We start from the raw sequence: 22,503 nt of genomic DNA, 5'->3' as shown, positions 1-22,503 counted from the left end.
GCCGGCTCAGGAGGTGCAGGTGGCCTTGACCGCGGAGGCCGCGTGGTGGGCGTTGTTCTTGGTGGGGCCGACGAAGTCCTCGCCGCGGGTGTGCAGCGTGACGGTGAGCGAGCCCTGGTAGGCGTACGCCGTCTGGTCCACCCAACGGCCGCGGTTGGCCGTCTGGTTGATGACGAAGGAGCCGGACGTGCTGCCGCTCTTCACGGTGTAGAGCGTCGCCTTGCCGCCGACCTTCTTCAGGTCGCTGTCGGCCGGGATGTAGACGGACAGGGTGCAGCTCTTGACGTTGCCGAGGTTGAACGTCCACACCACGGAGTTGCTGTCGTCCTTGTTGGCGTCGCCGGACATCGGCACCGACACGTACGTCCCGTTGCAGCCGTCGCTGCTCCAGCCGCCGGAGTACTTCTTCCAGCCGACGTCGCCCTGGTCCCACCAGCCGATCGGGGTGTAGTTGGTGCCGCTGGCGCTGCAGTACGGGCCGGCCACCGCGACCACGGGGGCGGGAGCGGGGGCCTTGGAGGCGGCTGGCGGAGGGGCCGGCTGCTGCGCGGCGGGCGGCGGGGCCGCCCCCTGGGCGGGCGGCGGCGGCGGGGCGCCGCCCGCGCTGCCGCCCGAAGCGCTGCCTCCGGACGCGCTGCCCCCGGACGCACTGCCACCGCCGCCAGCGCTGCCGCCGGCGGCCGGGGGCGGTGCCGCAGCACCGCTGGGGGCCACGGTCCCCCCGGAGCGGGGCGAGGCCTTGCCGGGGGCCGGGGAGCCACCGCCGGCGGCGGGGCCGGGCCCGGGCGCCGACTGGCCGGCGGCCGGGTCGGGTGCGGGCGGGCCGGTCTCCCCTGCGGGCGCGGGCGTGCCGGGGGTGGTCTCGGACGGGGCCGGGGTGTTGGTGACGGCACCGTGCTGGTCGAATCCGGGGACGAAGCCGCTGCCGCCGTCGCCGTTCTCCGGGCCGTAGCCGGGCGGGGCGTCCGCCCGGGCCGGCCCGTGGTTCGGCTCTGACCCGCCGAGCCGGGTGGCCACCACCGACCCACCGACCAGCACCAGTCCCACGGCGACGGCGGCCGCGATCATCGGCCGGGAGACCCGGCCCGGCTTCGGGCCGGCCGCTTCGGCCTCCCCCGGCTGATCGGGGTCGGCGGGGGAGGCGACGGCGATCGCCGCAGCGGCGCCGCCGGCGGGCGGCGCGGCCACGGAGGCGGCCCCGGAGGCGCCCGCGCCGGGCACCGGGGGAAGGGGCGCGGTGGCACCGAGCGTGGTGCTGTTGCCGGCGCCGGTGGCGGTGCTGCTGGTGCCGCCGGCGGCGGTGCTGCTGGTGGCGCCCGGGCCGGACGGGGCGGCGGCCGGCTTCTCCCCGTCCGGCGTGGGGGTCTCCTCCTCGGCCTCGGCCGCCACGGCCCAGTTCACCGCGGGGAGCTGAAACCCGGGCGTCGCCCGCTCCCCTGCACCGCGATTCTGCTCGCCCACCGTCATCCCCTGCGCTCGGCTCGACAACACTCCTGTGGGGAGGTACGGGCGGCGTGGCCGTGGAGGTTCAGCCCTGCTGCCCGACGGTCCACACGGCGGCGTCCGCCGGCTCCGGCGGGGTCAGCAGGAACGCCACCGCCCGCTCCAGCACCTCCGGCAGCGGAATGGCCGGCGGCTCGTCGACCCGGGACAGGACGTGCCGCAGAAGGCCCGGTTCGGGCGCCAGACCGTACTCGTCGAGGTAGTACGTCACCGTGTCGGTCCAGATCCACTGCCCGTCGGTGCGGTAGCCCATCGGCACCACGCCCCGGCGCTCCTGGTCCACCACGTCGTCCATCAGCATCGGGGTCAGCAGCACGGGCGTCCCCGCGCTCAGGTAGCGGGCGACGGCCTCACGCTCGGCGCCCGCCGCGAGCCGGGGGCGCCCCGGCTCGAAGCCCGGGCCCGTCACCGGATCCACGTGGTCGAACACCGCCGCGAGCTCGAAGCCCGCCCGCACCGTCTCGGACATCCCTGCACTCCTCACGACTCGCCGGTCCTCCCTTCCTCCGACGGCCCGCCGGTGGCCGGAGGTTCACCGGCCGGCCCGCCGACGCCGCCCAGGTCGATGCGGAAGCGGTCGGGGGCGGCCGGGCGGATCCGGTCGGCGGGCGCGACGGCGTCCCGCCGGCCGAGCCACGTGCGCAGGCGGTCCGGGGCAGGGCGGATGGCACCGACCTCGTGGAGCAGCACCCGCGCGGGGCGCCCCGCGTCGGCGTCCGGCGGCTCGACGGCCACCACCTCGAAGCTGCTCCCCGGCGCGAACACCACGGTCGGCTGGTCGCCCGGATCGCCGAAGGCCGAGGTACGGCGTCCGCCGACGGACCAGATGGCGAACTCGATCCCGACGTCCGCGCCGAGATCGGCACCCGCGGTGGTGATCCCGCTGACCGGGGCCGGCTCGGTGAGGACCGTGCCGGGGACGTAGGCGGCCAGGTCGGTGCAGCCGGCCGGGGCGGAGGCCAGCACGCCGCCGTAGTGGCTGGGCAGCCGGCGCAGGCCGGCGGCCAGGCAGCGCAGGTACGCGGCGGGCGGGCCCGGCGTCCCCGCCCGCGCCGCCGCGGTGAGTTCGGCCCGGCCGGCCGGCACGCCCGCGTCGGTGTGGTGCAGCAGGACGGCGACCAGCTCGGGCCGGGAGTCGTCGTCGTCCGTGACCGAGCGCAGCCCGGGCAGCCTGGTCGTCGCGTCGTCGGCGCGGCTGGCCCAGCGCTGGTAGGCGGGCCCGAGAGCGGCGACCAGCGCCGCCCGGTCCTCGGCCGGGGTCGCGGGCCCGGTCTCGTCGGGCAGGGGCGTGGTGGGCTCGGGGAGGAGCGCGGCCGCCACGGTCGCGCCGGGCTCGGGTGCCCCGGCGGCCTCTGCCGCCGACTGCGGGTCGGGGGCGGGCTGCGGGACGGGCTCGGGAGCGGGCTGCGGGTCGGGGGTCGGTTCGGGCTCGGGGAGGGTCTCGTGAGCGGCCCCCGGCACCGGCGCGGCACCCGCGGTGGGGCCGTCGGCGCCCGGCTCCGACGGTCCCGCGGCCGTTGGCGCGGCGGCGGTCGTCGTTGCAGCTCCGGACGTCGTGGCAGGGGCCGTCGTAGCAGCTCCGGACGTCGTGGCCACGGCGACCGGCCCGGGCGGGACGGCGGGCACACCAGGCGCGGCGGGCGGCTGCACCGGCTCCGGCCGGAGCGGCAGGACGGCGGTCGCCTCCTCGGCCCCGGCCGGCGGCTCGGACACCCGCCCGGTCACCGGACCCGGCACGAACGGCGGCGCGGCCGGCGCCGAAGGCCCGGCGGGCACAGCGGGGACAGCGGGCGCAACGGGCCCGGGGACGGGGACGGACACCGGCGCCACCGGCCCGACCGCGCCCTCCGGGCCAAGCCAGTCGAGTCCGTGGATCCGCGCGCAGAACCGCCCGACCGCGTCCGAGGCGACGTCCGGCATGCCCGCCACCGCGAGCGCGAGCCGGGGCGGCCCGTCGGGTGCCGGGCCCGGCGGCACCTCCCCGAACGGAGTCGCACCGAACGCCGTACCGGCCGGTGCCACGGCGAATGCCGCACCGAGCGGGGGAAGCCCGGCGAGCACGCCGCCGAGGTGCGCCCAGGCGTCCTCGGTCACCGGCCGGCCGGCGTCGCCGATGAGCAGGACGGGCTGCCGGGGGTCGGGGCGGCGCAGCCGGGGGCCGCGGTCCACCGTCCCCTCCGGGTGCAGCCAGAGGCCGGCCGCGACGGGCTCCAGCTCCCAGCCGGGGAAGGCCGGATAGCGCACCGGGCCGTCGTCCTGGGGGGCGCCCGGCCGGGTGCGCCGGCCGACGGCGGTCACCGTCCGGCCGACCGGGCAGGCGGACAGTTCGGTGAGGTACGGCTCCCAGCCCGGCGTGCCGTCGGCGGCCAGGTGCACGGTGCGGTGGCCGGCGGCGTCGGCGATCGGGAGGCCGACGGCCGCCCGCACCTCGCGGCCGAGCGAGGAGGCCAGCACCGCGGCGAGTTCGATCAGGTCGACCGGCGCTGCCCAGGGGAGGCTGAGCAGAGGCCGGTCCGCGCCGACGGTGTCGAGCAGGAGGGCGGTGGCGTTCGCCAGTTGGACGGCGGTGGGCAGTCGCCCGTCGGGCTCGCCGACCACGAGCAGGAGGGTGGCGCCCGGGGCGGCAGCCCGGTCGAGTACGGCCGGGCGGGTGTCCGGGGCGGCGGCGGTCACCCAGAAGCCACCGCCGGGCAGCGGAGTGATCGTCGCGGCGGCCGGCCAGCGTTCGCCGAGTGCCTCGGCCGGCCCGCCGCCGGGCCGGCACCGCCACCAGCAGCCGCCCGGGGCGGCGAGGGTGCCGTCCTCCTCGACGGAGACCACGGCGTCCGGCGCGACGACCGTCAGCCCGGTGCGCCGGGCGAGCTGTTCGGCGGGGCGGCGGCCGTCGGGCCCGGTCGCGGCGAGGCCGGAGGCGGCCAGCACCAGGGTGTCGGCGCCGCGGCCGGCCGCCGTCCGGGCCAACTCGTCCAGCGAGCCGAGCAGGACGGGGGCGGCGTCGGCCGCCGCGGCGAGCAGCAGCAGGGTGCCGGGCTCGGCCCGTACCGGGTCCAGGGCCGCCGCCAGTCCGGCCGCCTCGGCGCCGGGCGGGGCAATGACGAGGTGCGGGCCCACCGCGCGGAGCGTGGACCGCTCGGCGGTGCCGGATGCCGGCGGGTTCATGGGCCGGCCTCCCTTCTGGTGGTTGCGGCCGGCCGGCTGCTTGCGGCCGGTCGGTACGGGGCGGCGGGAGCTGCCCCGGCGGCCCGGTCGTGGAGGACTGGGCCGGGCCGCCGGACCGGCGCGCCTGCCGGGACTACGGCCCGGACGGGTCCAGCGGTTCACCCTCCGCCGCGGCCAGCCGGCCGGTCTGCACCTGCACGGTGCGCCGGCGGGTGATGTAGAGGCCGCGGCCGGCGGGGAACTGGCGGGGCTTGAGGTTCCCGAACAGGTAGCCCTCGGACGGCGGGCAGGAGAGCAGCAGCGAGGGCGAGTTGACCTCCTGGAGCTTGCGCAGCAGCGGGTCGCCGAGGGCGCGTCCGATGCCGTTGGCGCCGCGGGCGACCACCAGGTGCAGGCCGATCTCCGAGCCCTGGGCGAGGTCGTCGAGCAACGCCGCGAACGGGTGGGCGCCCGATCCGGTGCCGACCAGGTCGTAGTCGTCGACCAGGATGAACAGCTCCGGCCCCTCCCACCAGTCGCGCAGCTTCAGCCGCGCGGGCGTGATGTCGGCGGAGGGGATGCGGTTCTTCATCGCCCGGGAGGCGCCGTCGACGATCTGGCGGAGCATGTCCACCGCGACGGCGTAGCCCAGCCGGTACTCCTCCGGCACGCTGTCGTACAGCTCGCGCCGGTAGTCGATCAGCATGATCCGCGCCTCGGAGGGCGTGTACGCGGTGGTGATGGCGTTGATCATGAGCCTGAGCAGGTTGGTCTTGCCCGACTCGCTGTCGCCGACCACCAGCAGGTGCGGGCTCTCCTCGAAGTCGTGCCAGAGCGGCGCGAGCTCGGTGTCCTCCAGGCCGATCGGCACCCGCAGCCGGCCCGTGGGGGCAGGCAGCAGGCCGGCGTCGAGGGTGAGCGGCAGCATCCGCACCTCGGGGGCGCGCGGGCCGGTCCAGTGCGCGGCGACAGCGTCCACCAGGTCGGCGACGCCCTCGCCGAGGTCGTCGGCGCGGCCGGCGCCGTCGATCCGGGGCAGCGCGGTGAGGAAGTGCAGCTGCTCGTCGGTGAGGCCGCGGCCGGGCACCTTGGGGACCTTCGCCGCCGCCCGCATGTTGATGACCGAGTCGACGGAATCGCCCAGCCGCAGTTCGAACCTGGTCTGCAGCTGGTCGCGCAGGCCGCCGGCGATCTCGCCCCAGCGAGTGGTCGCCACCACCAGGTGGACGCCGTAGTTGATGCCGCGCTGGGAGATCAGGGTGAGCGGCTGGACGAGGTCGTTGAACTCCTGACGCAGCGTGTTCCAGCCGTCGACCACCAGGAAGACGTCCCCGTGCGGGTCGTCGGGCAGCTCCCCGGCGGCCTTGCGGCGGCGGAAGGACGCGACCGAGTCGATGCCGAGCTCGGCGAAGTACTTCTCCCGCCGGGTGATGATGCTGTTGATCTCGGCGACGGTGCGCAGCACCCGCTCGCCGTCGTGCCGGCCGGTGACCCCGCCGACGTGCGGCAGGCCACGCAGGGCGGAGAGCGTGCCACCGCCGAAGTCCAGGCAGTAGAACTGCGCCTCGCGCGGGGTGTGGGTGAGCGCGAGACCGGTGATCAGGGTCCGCAGCAGGGTGCTCTTTCCGCTCTGCGGGGCACCGGCGATGCCGACGTGGCCGCCGGCACCGGCGAGGTCGGCGGTGAGCAGGTCGCGCAGCTGCTGGAACGGGCGGTCGATGACGCCGACCGGGATGCCGAGCGCGCCGTGGCTCCGCGCGTCGGCGGTGGTCAGGCCGCGCTCGGGGTGCGGGACGAGCGGCGGGAGCAGCTCGTCCAGGGTGGGCGGCGCGCCCAGCGGCGGCAGCCAGACCCGGTGGGCGGGCGGGCCGGCGTCGCGCAGCCGGTCGGCCGCGATCTCCAGCAGCGTGCCGGCGGCCTCCTCCTGCACCGGCTCCTCGACGGCCTGCGGCCGTTGGCGCGGCGTCAGGTACTCGGTCCCGTACGCGACCACCTGGCCGGCCAGGGCGGCCTGCTGGGCGGCGCGGCGCTTGGGCCGGTAGGGGCCGGAGACGTACGCGGCCTTGAACCGGGTCAGGGTGGAGATGTCGCTGCGCAGGAAGCCGTTGCCGGGCTGGGGCGGGAGCTGGTAGGCGTCGGGCACACCGAGGACGCCCCGGCTCTCCATCGCGGAGAAGGTGCGCAGGCCGATCCGGTAGGACAGGTGAGACTCCAGCGCGCTCATCCGGCCCTCGTCCAGCCGCTGCGAGGCCAGCAGCAGGTGCACGCCGAGTGAGCGGCCGAGCCGCCCGATCATCACGAACAGCTCCATGAAGTCCCGGTGGGCGGCGAGCAGTTCACTGAACTCGTCGACCACCAGGAAGAGCGTGGGCAGCGGCCGGAGCGGCATCCCTGCGGCTCGCGCGGTCTCGTACTCCAGCAGCGAGGCATGACCGGACTCCCGCAGCACCTCCTGGCGGCGGACGAGTTCGCCGTGCAGGGCGTCGCGCATCCGGTCCACCAGGGCCGCCTCGTCGGCGAGGTTGGTGATCACCGCAGAGGTGTGCGGCAGGGTGTCCAGGCCGAGGAAGGTCGCGCCGCCCTTGAAGTCCACCAGGACGAAGTTGAGCACCTCGGAGGAGTGCGTCATCGCCAGGGCCACCACCAGGGTGCGGAGCAGCTCGGACTTGCCGGAGCCGGTGGCACCGATCAGCATGCCGTGCGGGCCCATGCCGCCCTGTGCGGACTCCTTGAGGTCGAGGTCCACCGGGCGGCCGTCCGGGCCCAGCCCGAGCGGCACCCGCAGCCGCTTGGGGATGCCGCGCTGCGCCCAGAGCGCGTCCACGTCCAAGGCGTGCAGGTCGGGGATGCCGAGCAGGGCGGTCAGGTCGAAGTCGGTGGCCAGCGGCTCGGAGACGTCCACGGTGTCGGCGATCCGGTAGCGCGCCAGCAGCGCGGCGAGCCTCGTCGCGGCGGGCAGGCCGAGCGCGTCGGGGCGGCCGAGGTCGGTGTCGACATCCTTGCGGTTGCGGTCCGCGCCGACCATGGCCAGCCGGCCGCCTTCGATCCGCAGCCGCAGCGTGGTCCGGGCCGCCCGCCATTCCAGGTCGCCGGTGAGGTCGATCAGCACGGTGTTGCGGTAGCCGGCGAGCGCGGCACGGCTGCCGGAGTGGGCGCCCGGGCCGTCGAGCACCAGGACGGTGAACGGCTCGTCGCGGTTCGGCACGGCGTCCGGCTCCCAGCCGGGTCGGCCGGTGAACTCCTCGCCGAGCAACTGCTCCAGCTCGACCAGGCTGCCGGCCACCAGCCGGACCGGGCCGGAGCCGTCGCTGTCGGTCGGGTGCAGCGCGTGCGGCAGCCACTTGGCCCACTCCCACTCCGTGCGGCTCCCCGGCCCGGCGACGACCGCCGTCCGCAGCTCGTCCGGCCCGTGCACCACGGCGAGTTGGGCGAGCACCGCGCGGACCAGGGCGCGCCCGGCGTCGGGGTCGTCGGCCTGCAGCAGCAGCCGGGCGAAGCCGCGCAGGTGGATCGCCATCGGCTGCTCGGCGACCGTCCCGTAGGCGTGGATGAAGCGGCGCAGCGCGTGCGCGCAGAGCGGTTCCAGGTCCTCCACGGGCTTGGTCGACAGCGGGGCCAGCGGCGTCGCCAGGCGCTGGGAGCCGAGGCCGATCCGGACGTCGCTGAAGTCGGGGTGGGTGGAACGCCGCTCCCAGAGCCGGGTGGTGCCCACCAGCGACCAGAGCTCGTCCGGTGCCGGGTGCCGCCAGGCCAGTGCCCGGCGCTGACCGTCGATCGAGCGCCGCACCTGGCGGCGGATCTGGGACAGATAGCGCAGGTAGTCGCGCCGTTCGGCGCGCAGCAGCTGCTTGCGGTCGCTGGAGCCGCGGATCAGCTGGGTGACCAGCATGCCGACCGCGGAAAGCCCCATCATGCCGACGGCCACGTAGCCGAGCACTCCGCCGCCCTCGCTGCCGCCTGGGTGCAGGAACATGAAGACCATCGACAGCGAGCCGAGCGCCATCGGCATCATGCTGATCACGCTCGCCATGCCGCTCTGCTTCTCCGGCAGACTCGGCGGCTCCTGCAACTGCACCTCGCCTTCGGGCATCTCGGGCCCCGGACGCCGGGGCGTCCGCTTGACCAGAACCACACTCACCTCGGGGCTCCTCACTGCCGCTGCCGTCCCTCCTGGCTGACGGACCGCGGACCGCCACGGGTTCAGCAGGCCTCTGAACGCTCGGGGCCGCACCACCCGTTCGACAGGACGAGAGTCATCGCGAACGGACCGCGGACCTGAGGAGTGGCGTGAGCAGCAGTGTGGTGGCAGGACTGTGCCGATTGAGGTTCCACGTGCCGGGGGCAGTCCTCGATCTCGCCGTTCCGGCCGACGTGCCGCTCGCCGACCTGATGCCGGCCGTCCTCGGCCACGCGGGCCCCGACCTGGCCGAGGAGGGTCTGGACCACGGCGGCTGGGTGCTCCAGCGGCTCGGCGAGGAGCCGCTGGACGAGGAGCAGAGCGCCGAATCCCTCCACCTGCGCGACGGTGACGCACTCCATCTGCGGCCCCGTCACGACGCGCTGCCGCCAGTGCACTTCGACGACCTGGTCGACGGCGTGGCCACCGGGATGAACGAGCGCGGCGACGGCTGGCGCCCCGACCTCACCCGGCGGCTGGCCCTGGCCGTGGCGCTGCTGGCGCTGGCCGGCGGCTGGGTGCTGCTTGCCCTGCCCGGTCCGGGCGGGCCGCGGATGGCCGCGTCCGCCGCCACTGCGCTCCTGCTGCTGCTCGGCGCGGGCAGCGCCTCCCGGGCAATGGCCGACGCGGGCGCGGGCGCCGCGCTGGGGGCGGCCGCAGTACCGTACCTGGCGCTGGCGGCGCTGCTACTGCCCGGCGGCCCGGGCGGGCATGACCTGCTCGGCGCCCGGATCCTGGCCGCGTCCTCGGCAGCGGCCGGCGCGGCGGTGCTGGCGCTGGCCGCGGTCGGCGGCGCCGCGCCGCTGTTCCTGGGGCTGATGCTGGTCGGCGGGTTCGGCGTGTCGGCCGGCGTGCTGGTCCTGGCCGGCCTGACGCCCGAGCAGCTCGCTGCAGTGCTCGCGGTGGTGGCGGTCCTGGTCGGCTCGTTCGTCCCGTCCCTGGCCTTCCGGCTGTCCGGCCTGCGGCTGCCGATGCTGCCGCGCAACGCGGAGGAGCTGCAGGAGAACATCGAGCCCTTCCCGGCCGCCGCCATCCTGCCGCGCAGCCTGGTCGCCGACGACTACCTGATGGCCCTCCACTCCGCGTTCGGGGTGCTCTGCGCCGTCTGCCTGACCTCGCTCGCCCTCACCCCGGGCTGGGCCGCCCCCACCCAGGCCGCCGTACTCAGCCTGCTCCTGCTGCTGCACGGCCGGGCGATCGGCAGCATCCGCCAGCGCCTGGCCGTCCTGCTTCCCGGCGTGTACGGCGCCGCCGTCCTGCTCGCCCGGCAGGCCGCCGACGTCTCGCCGACCGCCCGCCTGGGCGCCCTGCTGGGCACCCTGTTGGCCCTCTCGGCCGCCCTGCTGGTCGTCGCCTGGACCGTCCCGGGCCGTCGCCTCCTCCCTTACTGGGGCCGACTGGCGGACGTCCTGCACACCCTCACGGCGCTGGCCCTGCTGCCGCTCGCGCTGATCGCGTCCGGCGCCTACCACGCGGTGCGGGCCATGAGCGGCTGAGCTCCACCCGTACACGTACCGGGTCCGAGAACCTAAGGAGAGTACCCATGCAGTCCCGACGCGACCAGGTACAGGCCCACATGTTCGTCATGAGCAGGCTGGCGTCCGGCATGCTCCGGGCCGAGCCCGACGCTCCCGACACGCCCACCGGCCGCACCACCCGGGGAGCCCTCGGCGGCCTCGTGATCGGCGTCCTGCTCGGGTTGGGGGTCGCCGTCTACGGCGCGGTGAAACCGGGCGGGGACGGCACGTGGGCCAAGCCCGGGACGCTCGTCGTGGTCCGGGAGAGCGGCGCGCGCTACCTCTACCTGGAGGGCGCGCTGCACCCCGTCACCAACCAGGCGAGTGCCAGGCTCCTGGCCGGGGAGCAACTGACGGTCCGGGAGGTCCCCGAGGCCGCGGTGCGCAGCGCCGAACGCGGCTCGGCCGTGGGTCTGACCGGTGCACCGGACGCGCTGCCCGGGCCGGACCGGCTGGCCCGGGACGGCTGGCTGGCCTGCGGCACCCGGCAGGCCGCCGTCCCGCCGGCCACCGCCGCCACGCCCCAGCTGGTCCTCACCGTGGCCCCGGCCCGGCAGGGCACCGCCCTGGGCGCCGACCAGGCCGTCCTGGTCAGCACCCCCGACGGCGCCGTGCACCTGCTCTGGCAGGGCCGCCGGCTCCGGGTGGACCGGCAGAACGGGGCCCTGCAGTCCCTCACCCGGACCACCGCCACCGCCACCCCCTACCCGGTGACCGAGGCGCTGCTCGGCACCCTCCCGGCCGGACCGGACCTCGCCGCTCCGGACATCCCCGGGCGGGGCGGACCCGGACCCGCCCTGTCCGCGCGGCCCACCCGGGTCGGGCAGCTCTTCACCGACCCCTCCGGCGGCCACCACGTCCTGACGGCGGCGGGCCTCACCCCGCTGACCCCGCTCCAGTACGACCTGCTCCGCGCCGACCGGCGGACCCAGCGCGAGGCCTATGCCAGCGAGGCCGATGCGCCGGCCTCGATCGGCGCCGACGACCTCGCGGCCCACACCGCCCCCGGGCCCGGCCTGCCCGGCGGGCTGCCCACCGAGCGGCCGGTGCTGGTGGAACCGGGCCGCGGCCAGGCGGTCTGCGCGGTCGTCCGCCCGGGCACCGGCGTCTCCCCGGTCACCGACGTCTCCCTGCTGGACGCCGGGTCCCTCGGCGGCCGGCTGCCGGAGAGCCAGCCCGGGGTCGCCCCGGGCTGCGCGGCCGCCGACCGGATCGCGGTACGACCCGGTTCCGGTGCGCTGGTCCGGGCGCTTTCCGGCGCCGACACCGGCTCGTCGGAATACCTGGTGACGGACAACGGCGTGAAGTACCCACTGCCGGCCGCCGGCCGCCAGCAGCTCGGATACGGCGGAGCACCGGCCCAACCCCTCCCGCAGTCCCTTCTGGCGCTGTTGCCCACCGGGCCGGTTCTGGACCCGGCCGCGCTGACCCGACAGGTCGTCGGACCGCAGCCCGGAACGAGCGGCTGCCCGGGCTGAACCGAGGCACTTCGCAGGCCCGTTGACACAGATAACCCGCTAGAGAGGAACTCCGATGAGCACTCCCGCGCCCGGCACACTCAGTGTGCAGGACCAGGCGATCATGACCGCGCTGCAAAGTCTGGAGGGACAGATCTCCGCGATGATCACCTCGGGCCAGACGGTCGAGCGGATCAACATGGAGATCGCCGCCAACTACGTCTCCGGCGCCAGCACGAAGTTCCAGGCGAACATCAACGACTGGGTCGACCGCTACAAGAAGGTCATGCAGGCCTTCGACCACCTCACCTCGAACCTGGGTCGGGCCCGGGAGGTCCTGAACAAGGCCGAGGAGGACGCCCACGTGACGGGCGGCAACTGGGGCGCCTCCGACGGCGTCTACAACGCCCTCAACCAGCACTGACCGGTTCAAGACCCGTAGAGAGGAAGAGTTCATGCCCGGCCCCTCCGACATCCAGCTCAGGCACGAGTCCATCGACGAGGCGTTCCAGGAGCTGCTGAACGCCGCCAAGACCATGCAGGACAACCTGGGGAACCTCGTCTCCCAGCTCAGGGTTCTGGACACCACCTCCGGTCAGTACCACGAGGCCTTCAGGACGTTCTTCGACGTGGTGGACGCCAATTCCCAGCAGATGCACGACGACATCCACAAGGGCGCGATGGCCCTCGAAGAGATGAACCAGACCATGCGGTATGCCGACCGGGCCGCCGCCGCGGGCTTCTGAGCGGAGTACTCATGGCCAAGGAGTTCCGGACCGACGACGACAGCATCACCACGCTCGAGGGACAGGTCCGCGACTGGTCGGCCTGGGTCAACGGCAGCGCGTCGCCGTTCCCGCCACCGCCCAAGGACTGGCCGCACCAGAACCTGATCAAGATGCTCCAGAACTTCGCCGCCGGTGGCGAGGGAGCCGGGATCGACGGCGGCGCCGACGGATACATCAAACTGCTGGGTGCGGCCGGCCTTTCGGCCAACACCGACATGCAGAAGGGCTTCCAGGCCTACACCGCGGCGATCAACGCGCAGCTGCAGGCCATCGGCACCTCGCTGGACAACATCGTGGTCGGCCTGGAGATGGCCAAGGTGAAGTTCCACGACGCCGGGGAGCACACGCTCACCGTCGCCGAGATGTTCGCGATCCTCAGCCCGCCGCAGCCGCCCGGGCCGCCGCAGGTGGCCCCGCCCGGGCCGAAGCCCGCATGAGGCCGCCCGGGGCCCGGCCCACCGCCGGGCCCCGGGTCGTACCGAGTTCTGTCCATCGTCCCGTGGGAGTGTGAGTCGAGTGTCCGAGCAAGCCACCCCGAGTCATCCGTGGGAGGACGCGCTCAAGTCGTTCGGGGACACGCTCGGCGTGACCCGGGACAGCGTCGCGGACCTCGCCGTCGCCGACGACTGGATCAAGGGCGACATCTACTGCAGCACGGATTCGCCGTCGAGCGCCCATGACGTCAACCTCAGTCTCATGCCCCCGGACAACTCGTACGTCGTCTACGTGGCCTTCAACGCGAACTGGAAGGGCAACGGCGACGGCAAGCCCGGGTTCGACGATCCCAGCAACAAGTGGGACCAGTTCTGCGGTCGGGCCGACCTCGTGCTGAAGCCGCTCGTGGCCGGCGGCCAGAACGCCGCCACCAGCGTCGGCAGTATCGAGGCGGGGCTCTACCTGGCCACCAACCTGGACGCGTTCATCACCGAGATGCGGAGCAGCGTCCACAAGTGGGCGGACACCCTGGACGTTCCGGACAGCGACTTCCAGGGGAGCGCCGCTGGGCAGCTGAAGTCCTATCTGACCAGCATCGAGGAGGCCCTGCTCCGTCTCGAAGTGTCGATGACGGTGCACGGCCAGCCGTCCGTCCCGCTCGTGAAGGCCATGCTCGCCCTGAAGAAGGGGTACCAGGACCTCCTCACCGCCCGCCAGACCTGGGGCAACCACAAGATATACCCCTTCGGACCCGTGGCGTCGCCCGTGAGCTGCCTCAAGGGCGGCCTCCTGAAGCTCGCAAACCCCACCATCGCGACGGTCTCGGGCGACAAGAAGAACTTCCAGGTCATGGCCAGCGGGCTCGACGTCAAATCGGAGGCCTTCCGGCACGCCGTGGAACAGACCGCCAAGCAGATCTGGATCTCGTGGGTGGAGAAGGATCTCGACGTACCGGCGGCCGCCGTCACGAGGGCGCTGACCGATGCCTTCCACGACGTCGCCACGGCCGTGAACGTCAAGATCACCACGCAGACGCCCTCCCCGGGCGCCATGACCCCACCTCCGGGAACGGGCGGCGGCGACGGATCCGGGGGGAAGGACGGCGGGGACGGCGGCAAGGACGGCGGGGACGGGGGCGGTGACAAGAAGCAGGACCTCACCGCCCCGCCGCCGCCGAACCACACCAGCACCCCGCCCCCGCCGCCGCCGAAGAACGTGCCGCTCACCCCGACCCCCGTCCCCGGCGGCACCGCTGGAACGAAGCTCCCGCTACTCGACTCCAACGGCAAACAGTTGCTCGGCCCCGACGGCAAACCGCTGACCGCTCCCCCCGGCTCGACGATCAACAGCAAGGGCCAGGTGATCGGCCCGGACGGCAAACCGGTACTCGGCCCGGACGGCAAACCGCTCGTCGTCCCCAAGGGCACCGTTTTCGGCCCGCCCCCGATCACCGTCCCCGCCGGCAACGGCCCCTTCACGGTGCCGAAGGGGTCCACGATCAACGGCGACGGCATGGTCATCGGCCCGGACGGCAAGCCCGTCCGGGACGCCCGGGGCAATCCGGTGTACGCCGGGAACAAGTCCTCGATCGACAAGGACGGCCGGATCGTCGACGCCAACGGCACGCCGATCAGCAGTCAGGACCAGCTGCTCGCCGACGAGGAGCACGTCCTGAACCAGATCCTCTCGCCGGGCGGGACGGGCGGCGGGACCGGCCTCATCCCAGGACCGTCGGTGGGCGGTATCCGCTGGCCCGATCCCGTCGGCACCGGGCTCACCGACGACTGGCCTGGCACGGTCGGCGTCAGGACCGGGTCCGGTGGGCTCCCCGGCCTGTCGTCGGTGTCGAAGGACGGCGCCACCAGCGTGCCGCTGACGGTGTCCGGCAGCTACTACAACGGCAACGCCCTGACCCACGGCGGCATGGTCAACTCCCCCAAGGACCAAGCCGCCCTGATGGCCGCCGAGAAGGCTGCCCTCGCACAGCGCACCGTGGCCGGTCAACGGACCGCCACGGCGGCCCTCGCCGAGGAGGAGGCCCAGCTGATGGGCCGGTCCATCTCGACCACCGGCGGAACCGGCATGCCGCCGATGATGCCGCCAGGAGGTGGGACGGGCGCCGGCGGACCGCAGAACGGCCAGGAGCGGCAGCGCACCACCTGGCTGGCCGAGGAGGAGGAGGTCTGGGGCACCGAGAGCGGTGCCGTCGACGGGGTGATCGGACGCTGAACGCGCCCCGGTGCCCCGGCCGTTCCTCCCCAGGGAAACCCTGAATCCCACGGAAGTCCTGAAACGACGCGCGCCCGGCCCGACCCGCGGGACCGGGCACGCGTGCCCCACGTGACCGAGAGGTGTGTCGATGGCGGTCTCCCCGTTCGCCGAACAGATCGAGCAGGCCATGGCGACGCTGCGCGAGCAGCAGGCCGAGCTGGCCGAAACCACGAAGGAGCTCCAGGAAACCACCGTCTCGGTGACCTCGAAGGACCGGCTGGTCACCGCGGTCCTCGGGGCGCAGGGCCAGGTCGTGTCGCTCACGTTCCACACGACCGCCTACCGCTCGATGGCCCCGGCCCAGCTGGCCGACGTCCTGACCGACGTGCTGAACCGGGCCCGGGCCGACATGGGCGCCAAGGTACTGGAGTCGATGCGCTCCTTCGAGGGCCTCGGCGAGATGCTGCGCACCTCGATGACCGGCGGCACCGAGCTCGACGAGCTGCTGGCACCGCTCCAGGCCATGCGCCCGGGCCTCCCGACGGATCCGCACCGCCACACCCGCCAGGAGGAGTTCCGTGGCTGAGTTCACCGCGCTCGCGGACTTGAAGACGGCCTTCGACAAGTTCGGCTCGATGACGGCGCTGCTCGGCACGCTGGAGGTCCACGTCGACCAGATCAGCAAGTACAACAGGGAGTCGGGCGGCCACGACGAGATCGGCAACCACTACCACGCGACCGTCGACGGGCCGACCAAGAACCTCACCGACCTGCTCGCCCAGGTCCGCGCGGCCGTGAAGAAGGTCACCACCTCCGGCACGGAGAGCAGCGACCTGTTCACCAAAACCGACGACGACCTGACCGGGATCGCCTGACGCCGGTCCCCGGACCCCGGCGGGCCCGGCAAGGGCCCGCCCGACGAGCCCCGGCCGCCCCCCGGGGCCGCTCCCCCCGATCCGCCACCCGCCACCAGGAGCACGTCCCGCCATGTCGATCATCATCCCGGAAGGCCTCGCCAGACTCTTCCACGGCCTGACCGGCATGGCGTGGCCGGAGGCCGACGAGGACAACCTGCGCGCGGCCGGCGACGACTACCTGGCCGTGGCCCGGGACATGCCGCAACTGGCGGACTACGTGCGGCTGATGGTCGGCGTCTGCGACCAGAAGTTCTCCGGCGAGGCGGCCGACGCGTTCAAGCAGACGACCGGGCAGCTGGTCGGCTACGGCGGCGGCGACAACTACCTCGAACTGGCCGGCAAGCAGGCTGCTGACCTCGGCAAGACGGCACACGAAACGGCCAATCAGGTCGAGTACGCCAAGTGGATGACCATCGCCCAGCTGGTCCAGCTGGCGGCCGAGATCGCCTGGGCGATCGCCGCGTCGCCGTTCACCGGCGGTGCCTCGCTCGGCACGATCGTGGCGGCGCGGCTCGTCGCGGAGGGGGCCATCCGCAAGATCCTCGCCTGGCTGCTGGACCGGATCGCGATGCACACCTTCATCAGCATCATGGGTGGCATCGTGATGGACGGGATCATCCAGAGGATCCAGATCAACAAGGGCCACAAGGACACGTGGGACAACGAGGCCACCCTCCAGGCAGTGAGGTTCGGCGCGCTCAACGGCCTGATCGGCGGGCCGCTCGCCCTGCTCGGCAGCGGGCTGGGCCGGCTCTTCCGGAACACGGTCGGAAAGAGCCTCGGCAAGTCGGGCGGCCGGGAGCTCGGCAACGGCCTCGCGCACGTCTCGAACGGGTTGGCCAAGGACGGTCTCGCGATCGCCCGCAAGGACGGCCTCAACGCCCTGGGGCGGGACGCCGCACGGACCGCCGGGAACAGCGCGACGCGCACCGCGGAGGCGGCCGCCGGGAACGCCGCCCGGGCGGCCGAGCACGCGGCCGCGAACGAGGCCGCCCGCGGGGCGGGCGGTGCCGCCGGCCGCGCCGCGGGAAGCGGCGCGGAGCACGCCGCCCGCGAGGTGTCGTCCGCGCTGGAGAGCGCGGCTTCGCACGGGGCCGGCGCCGGCGAGAAGTGGCTCGGCAAGGACGCGGCGAGGGCGTTCGGCGACGAACTGGGCCGGACCATCGGCAAGTACGCCGACGAGTTCGGCAACGGCTTCGCAGGTGGCCTGCGCGAACTCCGCGCGGACGCCGTCGGCCGGTTCTCCCGTGACATGGGCGCGGTGTTCGAGAAACACCTCGGTGGCCTGCTCGGCAAGGAGGAGGCCAGGGCACTCGGCCGGGACTTCGGCCGCGCCATGGCGGAGGGCGGCGGCCAGGGCGCGGCCGGGCACGAGGCCCTGGGCAAGGCGCTGGGGGAGGCGCTCGGATCCTCCGGGCTGCACGGCGGAGCCGTCAACGAACTCGTCCGGCAGGTGCCCGGTCTGATGGGCCGCGCAGGCGGGGACACGATGGTGTTCAAGCTGGGCTACGCCCTCGGCGGCTACCTGCACGGCGGTACGCAGAACCTGCTCACCGAGGGCTTCTACAACCTCAGCTTCGGCCCCGACCACACCTTCTCGGTGACCTGGGAGACCTTCGCCTCCGGAGTCGGCATGGGCTTCCTCGGCCACATGGGACGCCTGGCAGGCCAACCGCTGGGCGAGCGGTACAAGACCTGGGTGCACGAACGGCTCGCCGACCCGGCCGGTATGAACGCCGACAGCAAGCACTACGGGCCGCTCCACCCCCTGACCCTGGCCTCCGTGGCGGCCAACCTCACCGGTATCTCCTCGCCGCTCCCGGTGCCGCGGCCGCAGCACACGCCCGCAGAGGCGCCCTCGGCCCACCCGCACGGCGAGGGGACCGGCCGGCCCGCCACCGTCGGCGGCGACAAACCGTCCGGGGCTCCCCGGGCCGACTCCCGGTCCGCCCCCGGCGCGGCCCCGGCGGCGAACTCGGTGCGCACCACCGGAGGCACCGACCCGCAGGAACGGTCCTCCACAACCCCTCCGTCGGACGCATCGTCGCACGCCTCCTCGTCGTCGTCGCCGAAACCGGGCGACCACGGAGCCCCTGAGGCGCCCCGCAAGGTGTCGACGGTCGCCTCCGAGCGGCAACCGCAGCAGCCCGCGGCGCCCGGGAACCAGACCACCCTCGGGCGGGACACCACCGCCCCGACGGTCACCGCAGCGGGCACCACCATGTCAACGGCCGAGCACCGGCCGTCCACGACCCCGGCCCAGCCGCACGGGCCGGCCACCCGCCCCGACAACCCGGCCGGCGCGCCGGTCCCGACGGCACACGGCCCGGCGGACGGCGCCGGGGAGGTCCCGGCCCCGGCGACCGTACCGACCTCCGATTCGAGGACCGGTCACGATCCCGGTGCTCCCGCCGAGCAACCCGGCGTCCCGACGGCCGACGACGCGGCGCCGAGCGGCCACCAGGACCAGCCGGGCCATCAGCCCGCGCCGACGCAGCCCCACGCGTCCGATCCACCCACCGGTGCGCCGGACGACCCGCAACCCCCGCTGCCCGCGCACACGCCGACGCCCACGCACACCGCGTCCGGCCACGCCTACCACTACACCCCTGCACCCGAGCACGGTGGTGCCCGTCCGGACGATCCGCGCCACGACGAGTGGCGGCAGGCCCAGCGCGACCTCCAGAACGCCTACGACGCGAAGCTGGCCGACGCGGCCGAGAACCCACCGCCGGACCCGGCCACCGGCCACCCCCGGGACCAGCAGGCCGAGGAACTCCTGCGCCGCACCTTCGCCGAAGGATCCCTCCACTTCCCCGAGGCGGCCGGCCCCGGCCTGCCCGTCGCCGTCCAGCAGCGTGCCCGCAACCTGATGTACGAGCAGCTGGCCGCCCGCCCGGCGTCCCGCGAACAGATCGTCGCCGACCTCGACGGGGTAGCGCGGGTCGCCGCCGTCCGCGAGGCGGCGGTGCGGGTGGCGATGCAGCGCTTCGAGCGGACGGTGACGGAATGGAGCGCCCCGCCACACGCGCTGGAGGACGGCGTCGCCCGTGAACCCGGGACCGGGCCCGCCGACCTGCCGCCCGCCACCCTGCACCTCATCCGCACCGAGATGTCCGGTCGGTTCCGCGCACGGGCCGAGGAAGCCGTTGCCCAGCTCTACACCAGGACCGAGGACCTCACCGATGCCCGCAATGCCCAGGCCCAGCAGGCCCTGGACCGGCTGACCGGCCGGCTCGGCGCCGACCTGGACCTGCGTGCCGACTACGAGCGCGCCCTCGACCGGGCCGCCCACCTGACGACCGAGGCGGAGGCCTCCTGGTTCGACCGGGCCGATCCCGCCGAGCGCGAGCTGCTGGCGTCCCTCGGTGCGACCGGGCAACCCGAGCTCTCCGCCGAGAGCCTCACCCTGATCGGGGACTCGCTGCGCGACCGGCTGTCCGAGGACTTCGAGGACTTCGCCGGTTCGACGCACTCCGCCACGGCCGCGATCCGCGAGCGGCGCGAGGCCGTGGACCTCTTCGAGCAGGCGCTGACCGACCACGCCGCGCGCCTGCCCCGCGAGTTCGCGATCCAGGCGGCCCGCGAGGCGGCGATCCGCCAGGGTGTGGACGCCGCGCTGAACGCCGTCTCGACCTGGCCCGAGGGCGGTGGCCGCGCCCGGTTGGACACCGGACTGGCCGAAGCCCTCGGTGTCACCGAGCAGCACGTCCAGCAGGCGCGCGGTGCCGTCACCCGTGACCTGGCGGCCGCACTGGACCGGCGGGTCACCGAGCACTTCGACCTGTCCCGCCGCACGGTCGACCTCAGCGACCTGACCGACACCGCGCGGCTGCACGACCGGCTCTCCTACGAGGCCGCCCGCGCCGCGGTGCTCAAGGACGCGGCCGGCGCGGCCCGGCAGGCCACCTGGCGCAACGGCACCCTGTCCGACCACGGGGCCGACCGGGTCCGGGAGGGCCACGCCGACCGCGTCACGAAGGCCTTCGACGAGGTCTTCACCGGGCCCGCCGACCTGACCGGTCCCGGAGCGGCCGGGAAGGCCGACCGGTGGCGCGAGGAACAGCGACTCCTCACGGAGGAGTTGGACGAGCGGGTGGCCTTCGAGGCGGACATCCTGCCCGCCCTGCGCGATGCCGCCGACGGCTACGAGGACCTCGCGGCCGCGCACCCGCTCGGCGAGGAGCTGATCGCCTCCTTCAAGCGCGAGTACGGGGCCGATTTCTTCGACAGGTACCGGGAACTGTGGGGCCCGAGGAACCTGGACCCGGCCCACTGGCGCGCCCACGAGCGGGCCCACGAGGACACCTTCGCGCACGAGGAGCGCGGGCCCGGACGAGCCGACGCCACCGAACGGGACACCGTCACGGAGCCGACCGGAAGCACGGAGCACACCGACCACAGCGCGCTCACCCGGCCGACGCCCGACGAGACCCCCGCCGGCGCCACCGGCCTCGTCTCCTCGATCGAATCCGTTCTCGGCGGTCCCGCCCCCGCCGCTCGCACCCCCGGGCACCCCGATCTGTGGATGCCGCACCCCAACATGCCGCGGGAGGCCCGTCTCCGGGTCGAGGAGTCACTCGCCCATTTCCCGGCCGACGAGGACCACTTCGTCGTCGCCATGGAGATCGGCCCCGCCGGACCGCCGCACACGGCGTCTGAGCTCGCCGAGCGGCTGTACCGGGAGCACCGGGCCGACCGCTGGGACGGCGTCACGCCGATCCGCTTCGTCGCCTGTCGGCTCGCCACCGACCACGCGACGTACGTCCAGGAGGTCGTCGACATCCTGGCCACCAAGTACGGCCTGTCCACCGACGCCCTCGCCGCCACCAGCAAGGTCGTGTTCGCCCCGAACGGCGCCACGCACCGCGGCGCTCTCATCGTGGCCGATCAGGTCGGCGTCGACGCTTCCGGCCGGATCAGGGTGGTCGCCGGCCCCGGCCACTGGCAGGAGTTCAGCTCCCACCTGCCGTCGACGGACAAGCAGCCCGCGCCGCTTGCGGCCGACTACCAGGTGGTGTCCGCCGACCAGGTCCACGCGCCGATCGACGGCGCGGTGAGCTTCGGTGAGAACGAGAACCACGCCGCACGCACCCGAGCGGTCTCGCACGGCCTCCGACCGGAGACCGTGAAGTTCCTGTTCGACGACGGTGCGCAACCGCACGCCCTGGACCACGAGCTCGGTCGGGTCCCCGACTGGGTCGACCGACGCGAACTCGGCAAGTGGCTGGTCGGCTTCGAGTACCCGAAGCGCGCCCGCATGCTGCTGCAACTCAACCGCATGGTCCACGACGGCACCGGAGCCAACGGCGAAACCCTGCTCTATCTGGGCGGAGACGCCGACATCGAGACGCCGTTGTTCACCACCGGCGCCAACGATCTCACCTTCGTCTCCCTCAATCCGGAGGCGCTCAACGGCGACCTTCAGCACGACGAGAAGATCCGGACGACCAACCTCGAAACCCTAGAGAAGGACATGCGCCGCGCTCTCGGGCCGTACGTCGGCGACGGCCACAGCATCGACGGCCCACAGCGGGACGGGAACCGGGGCAGTGTGTTCACCGTCCGCTCCGCGGACGACGAGGTAAAACTGACGGTCACCATCCGATCCGAGACCTACGACGAATTCGTCCAGGCCGTACCGGACCGCCGGTTCGCCGTCGTCATGGACAAGGACTCCTGGCTGCCGGGCTGGAAGAACGGCGACCGCAGAGCCGTCGCAGCAGCCGTTGCGAGCCTGCTCACCCCGGACGGCCACTGGCTCGGCGGGACGCACGGGCCGGGGTTGGACGCCACCACGCCCGTGCCGGGAGGTGCCTTCCGCGACCAGGCACTCTTCGCCGATCCGGGCGATTCGATGACGGTCGGTGACTGGAGCGGCTCGCAGTTCGCCCACCTCCGCCGGCTCGGACCGCCGGAGGCCGGTCTGGCCGAGCCGCAGAACGCACCGGACCAGGCGTTCGAGGAGCTCTGGGACAGCACCCGGGCGCTCACCGACGAACACCTCTCCGGCCAGTCGCCCATCGACCTCGGACGCTACCGGGGCATGATCGAGGTCCTGGAGCTCACGCTCCCGTACCACTCCACCGTCACGGAGATCGACGGTCAGGGACCGGAGGCCGTCGGGCGGCTCGTTGACGGCCTGACCGAGCGGCTCGTCGACCCGATCACAGGCGCCGGCGACGGGAAGATCGGCGCCGCCGACCTGCGCCACGACCTGTGGAAGGTCCTCAGCGGGGACGAAGAGCTGCCATTCAGCTGGGATCTGCCGCAGGCCCGTCCGTTGTCGGAGTTCGGGAGCGGGCAGCCGGGTGTGTGGATCCGGGATCCCTCGGTCGACGGGGACGCGCAGTCGCGGAT

General features: G+C 74.1%; 13 protein-coding genes. 9 read left to right on the top strand and 4 right to left on the bottom strand.

The annotated features are described in order from the left end of the window. Positions 1 to 6: 6 nt before the first annotated feature. From ACZ6NC_RS30620 to eccCa, 4 genes are all read right to left on the bottom strand, one after another. The gene (locus ACZ6NC_RS30620) at positions 7 to 1,401 is read right to left on the bottom strand and encodes a carbohydrate-binding protein (protein WP_465737095.1); all 1,395 of its coding nucleotides are present in this window, start codon (positions 1,399 to 1,401) and stop codon (positions 7 to 9) included. 127 nt (positions 1,402 to 1,528) lie between these two features. Further along, a complete protein-coding gene (locus tag ACZ6NC_RS30615) occupies positions 1,529 to 1,972 on the bottom strand; it encodes a hypothetical protein (protein ID WP_465737094.1) in 444 nt (147 codons plus the stop codon). Between the two features lie 11 nt (positions 1,973 to 1,983). Continuing rightward, the gene (locus tag ACZ6NC_RS30610) at positions 1,984 to 4,662 is read right to left on the bottom strand and encodes a hypothetical protein (protein WP_465737092.1); all 2,679 of its coding nucleotides are present in this window, start codon (positions 4,660 to 4,662) and stop codon (positions 1,984 to 1,986) included. 133 nt (positions 4,663 to 4,795) lie between these two features. Beyond that, entirely contained in the window at positions 4,796 to 8,779 is a 3,984-nt protein-coding gene (eccCa, locus tag ACZ6NC_RS30605) for a type VII secretion protein EccCa (RefSeq protein WP_465737091.1), read from the bottom strand. Between the two features lie 149 nt (positions 8,780 to 8,928). Between eccCa and eccD the strand changes: the two genes are divergently transcribed. The 9 genes from eccD to ACZ6NC_RS30560 form a co-directional block, all read left to right on the top strand. Beyond that, positions 8,929 to 10,314: a type VII secretion integral membrane protein EccD gene (gene eccD, locus ACZ6NC_RS30600; protein ID WP_465737090.1), complete on the top strand. Its 1,386-nt coding sequence runs from the start codon at positions 8,929 to 8,931 to the stop codon at positions 10,312 to 10,314. Between the two features lie 47 nt (positions 10,315 to 10,361). Beyond that, positions 10,362 to 11,813 carry a type VII secretion protein EccB gene (gene eccB, locus ACZ6NC_RS30595; protein WP_465737089.1) on the top strand — a complete coding sequence of 484 codons (1,452 nt, stop codon included), beginning with the start codon at positions 10,362 to 10,364 and terminating at the stop codon, positions 11,811 to 11,813. Positions 11,814 to 11,868: 55 nt separating this feature from the next. Continuing rightward, entirely contained in the window at positions 11,869 to 12,216 is a 348-nt protein-coding gene (locus tag ACZ6NC_RS30590; RefSeq protein ID WP_465737088.1) for a hypothetical protein, read from the top strand. A gap of 31 nt (positions 12,217 to 12,247) precedes the next feature. Continuing rightward, entirely contained in the window at positions 12,248 to 12,538 is a 291-nt protein-coding gene (locus tag ACZ6NC_RS30585; protein WP_465550576.1) for a WXG100 family type VII secretion target, read from the top strand. 11 nt (positions 12,539 to 12,549) lie between these two features. Further along, on the top strand, positions 12,550 to 13,017 hold the full coding sequence (locus ACZ6NC_RS30580; protein ID WP_465737087.1) for a hypothetical protein: 468 nt from the start codon (positions 12,550 to 12,552) through the stop codon (positions 13,015 to 13,017). Between the two features lie 79 nt (positions 13,018 to 13,096). Continuing rightward, complete coding sequence (locus ACZ6NC_RS30575; protein ID WP_465737086.1) at positions 13,097 to 15,244, top strand: hypothetical protein; 2,148 nt, start codon at positions 13,097 to 13,099, stop codon at positions 15,242 to 15,244. Positions 15,245 to 15,374: 130 nt separating this feature from the next. Next, positions 15,375 to 15,812: a YbaB/EbfC family nucleoid-associated protein gene (locus ACZ6NC_RS30570; protein ID WP_465550570.1), complete on the top strand. Its 438-nt coding sequence runs from the start codon at positions 15,375 to 15,377 to the stop codon at positions 15,810 to 15,812. Next, a complete protein-coding gene (locus ACZ6NC_RS30565) occupies positions 15,805 to 16,101 on the top strand; it encodes a hypothetical protein (protein ID WP_465737084.1) in 297 nt (98 codons plus the stop codon). The genes ACZ6NC_RS30570 and ACZ6NC_RS30565 overlap by 8 nt, the downstream gene beginning before the upstream one ends. Before the next feature lie 112 nt (positions 16,102 to 16,213). Then, a partial coding sequence (locus ACZ6NC_RS30560) for a WXG100-like domain-containing protein (protein ID WP_465737083.1) occupies positions 16,214 to 22,503 on the top strand: 6,290 nt, incomplete at its 3' end.

The organism is Kitasatospora sp. NPDC041988, assembly GCF_055588525.1.
Note: the sequence above shows the minus strand (reverse complement) of the source record. Positions and strands in the feature narration are given on the sequence as shown.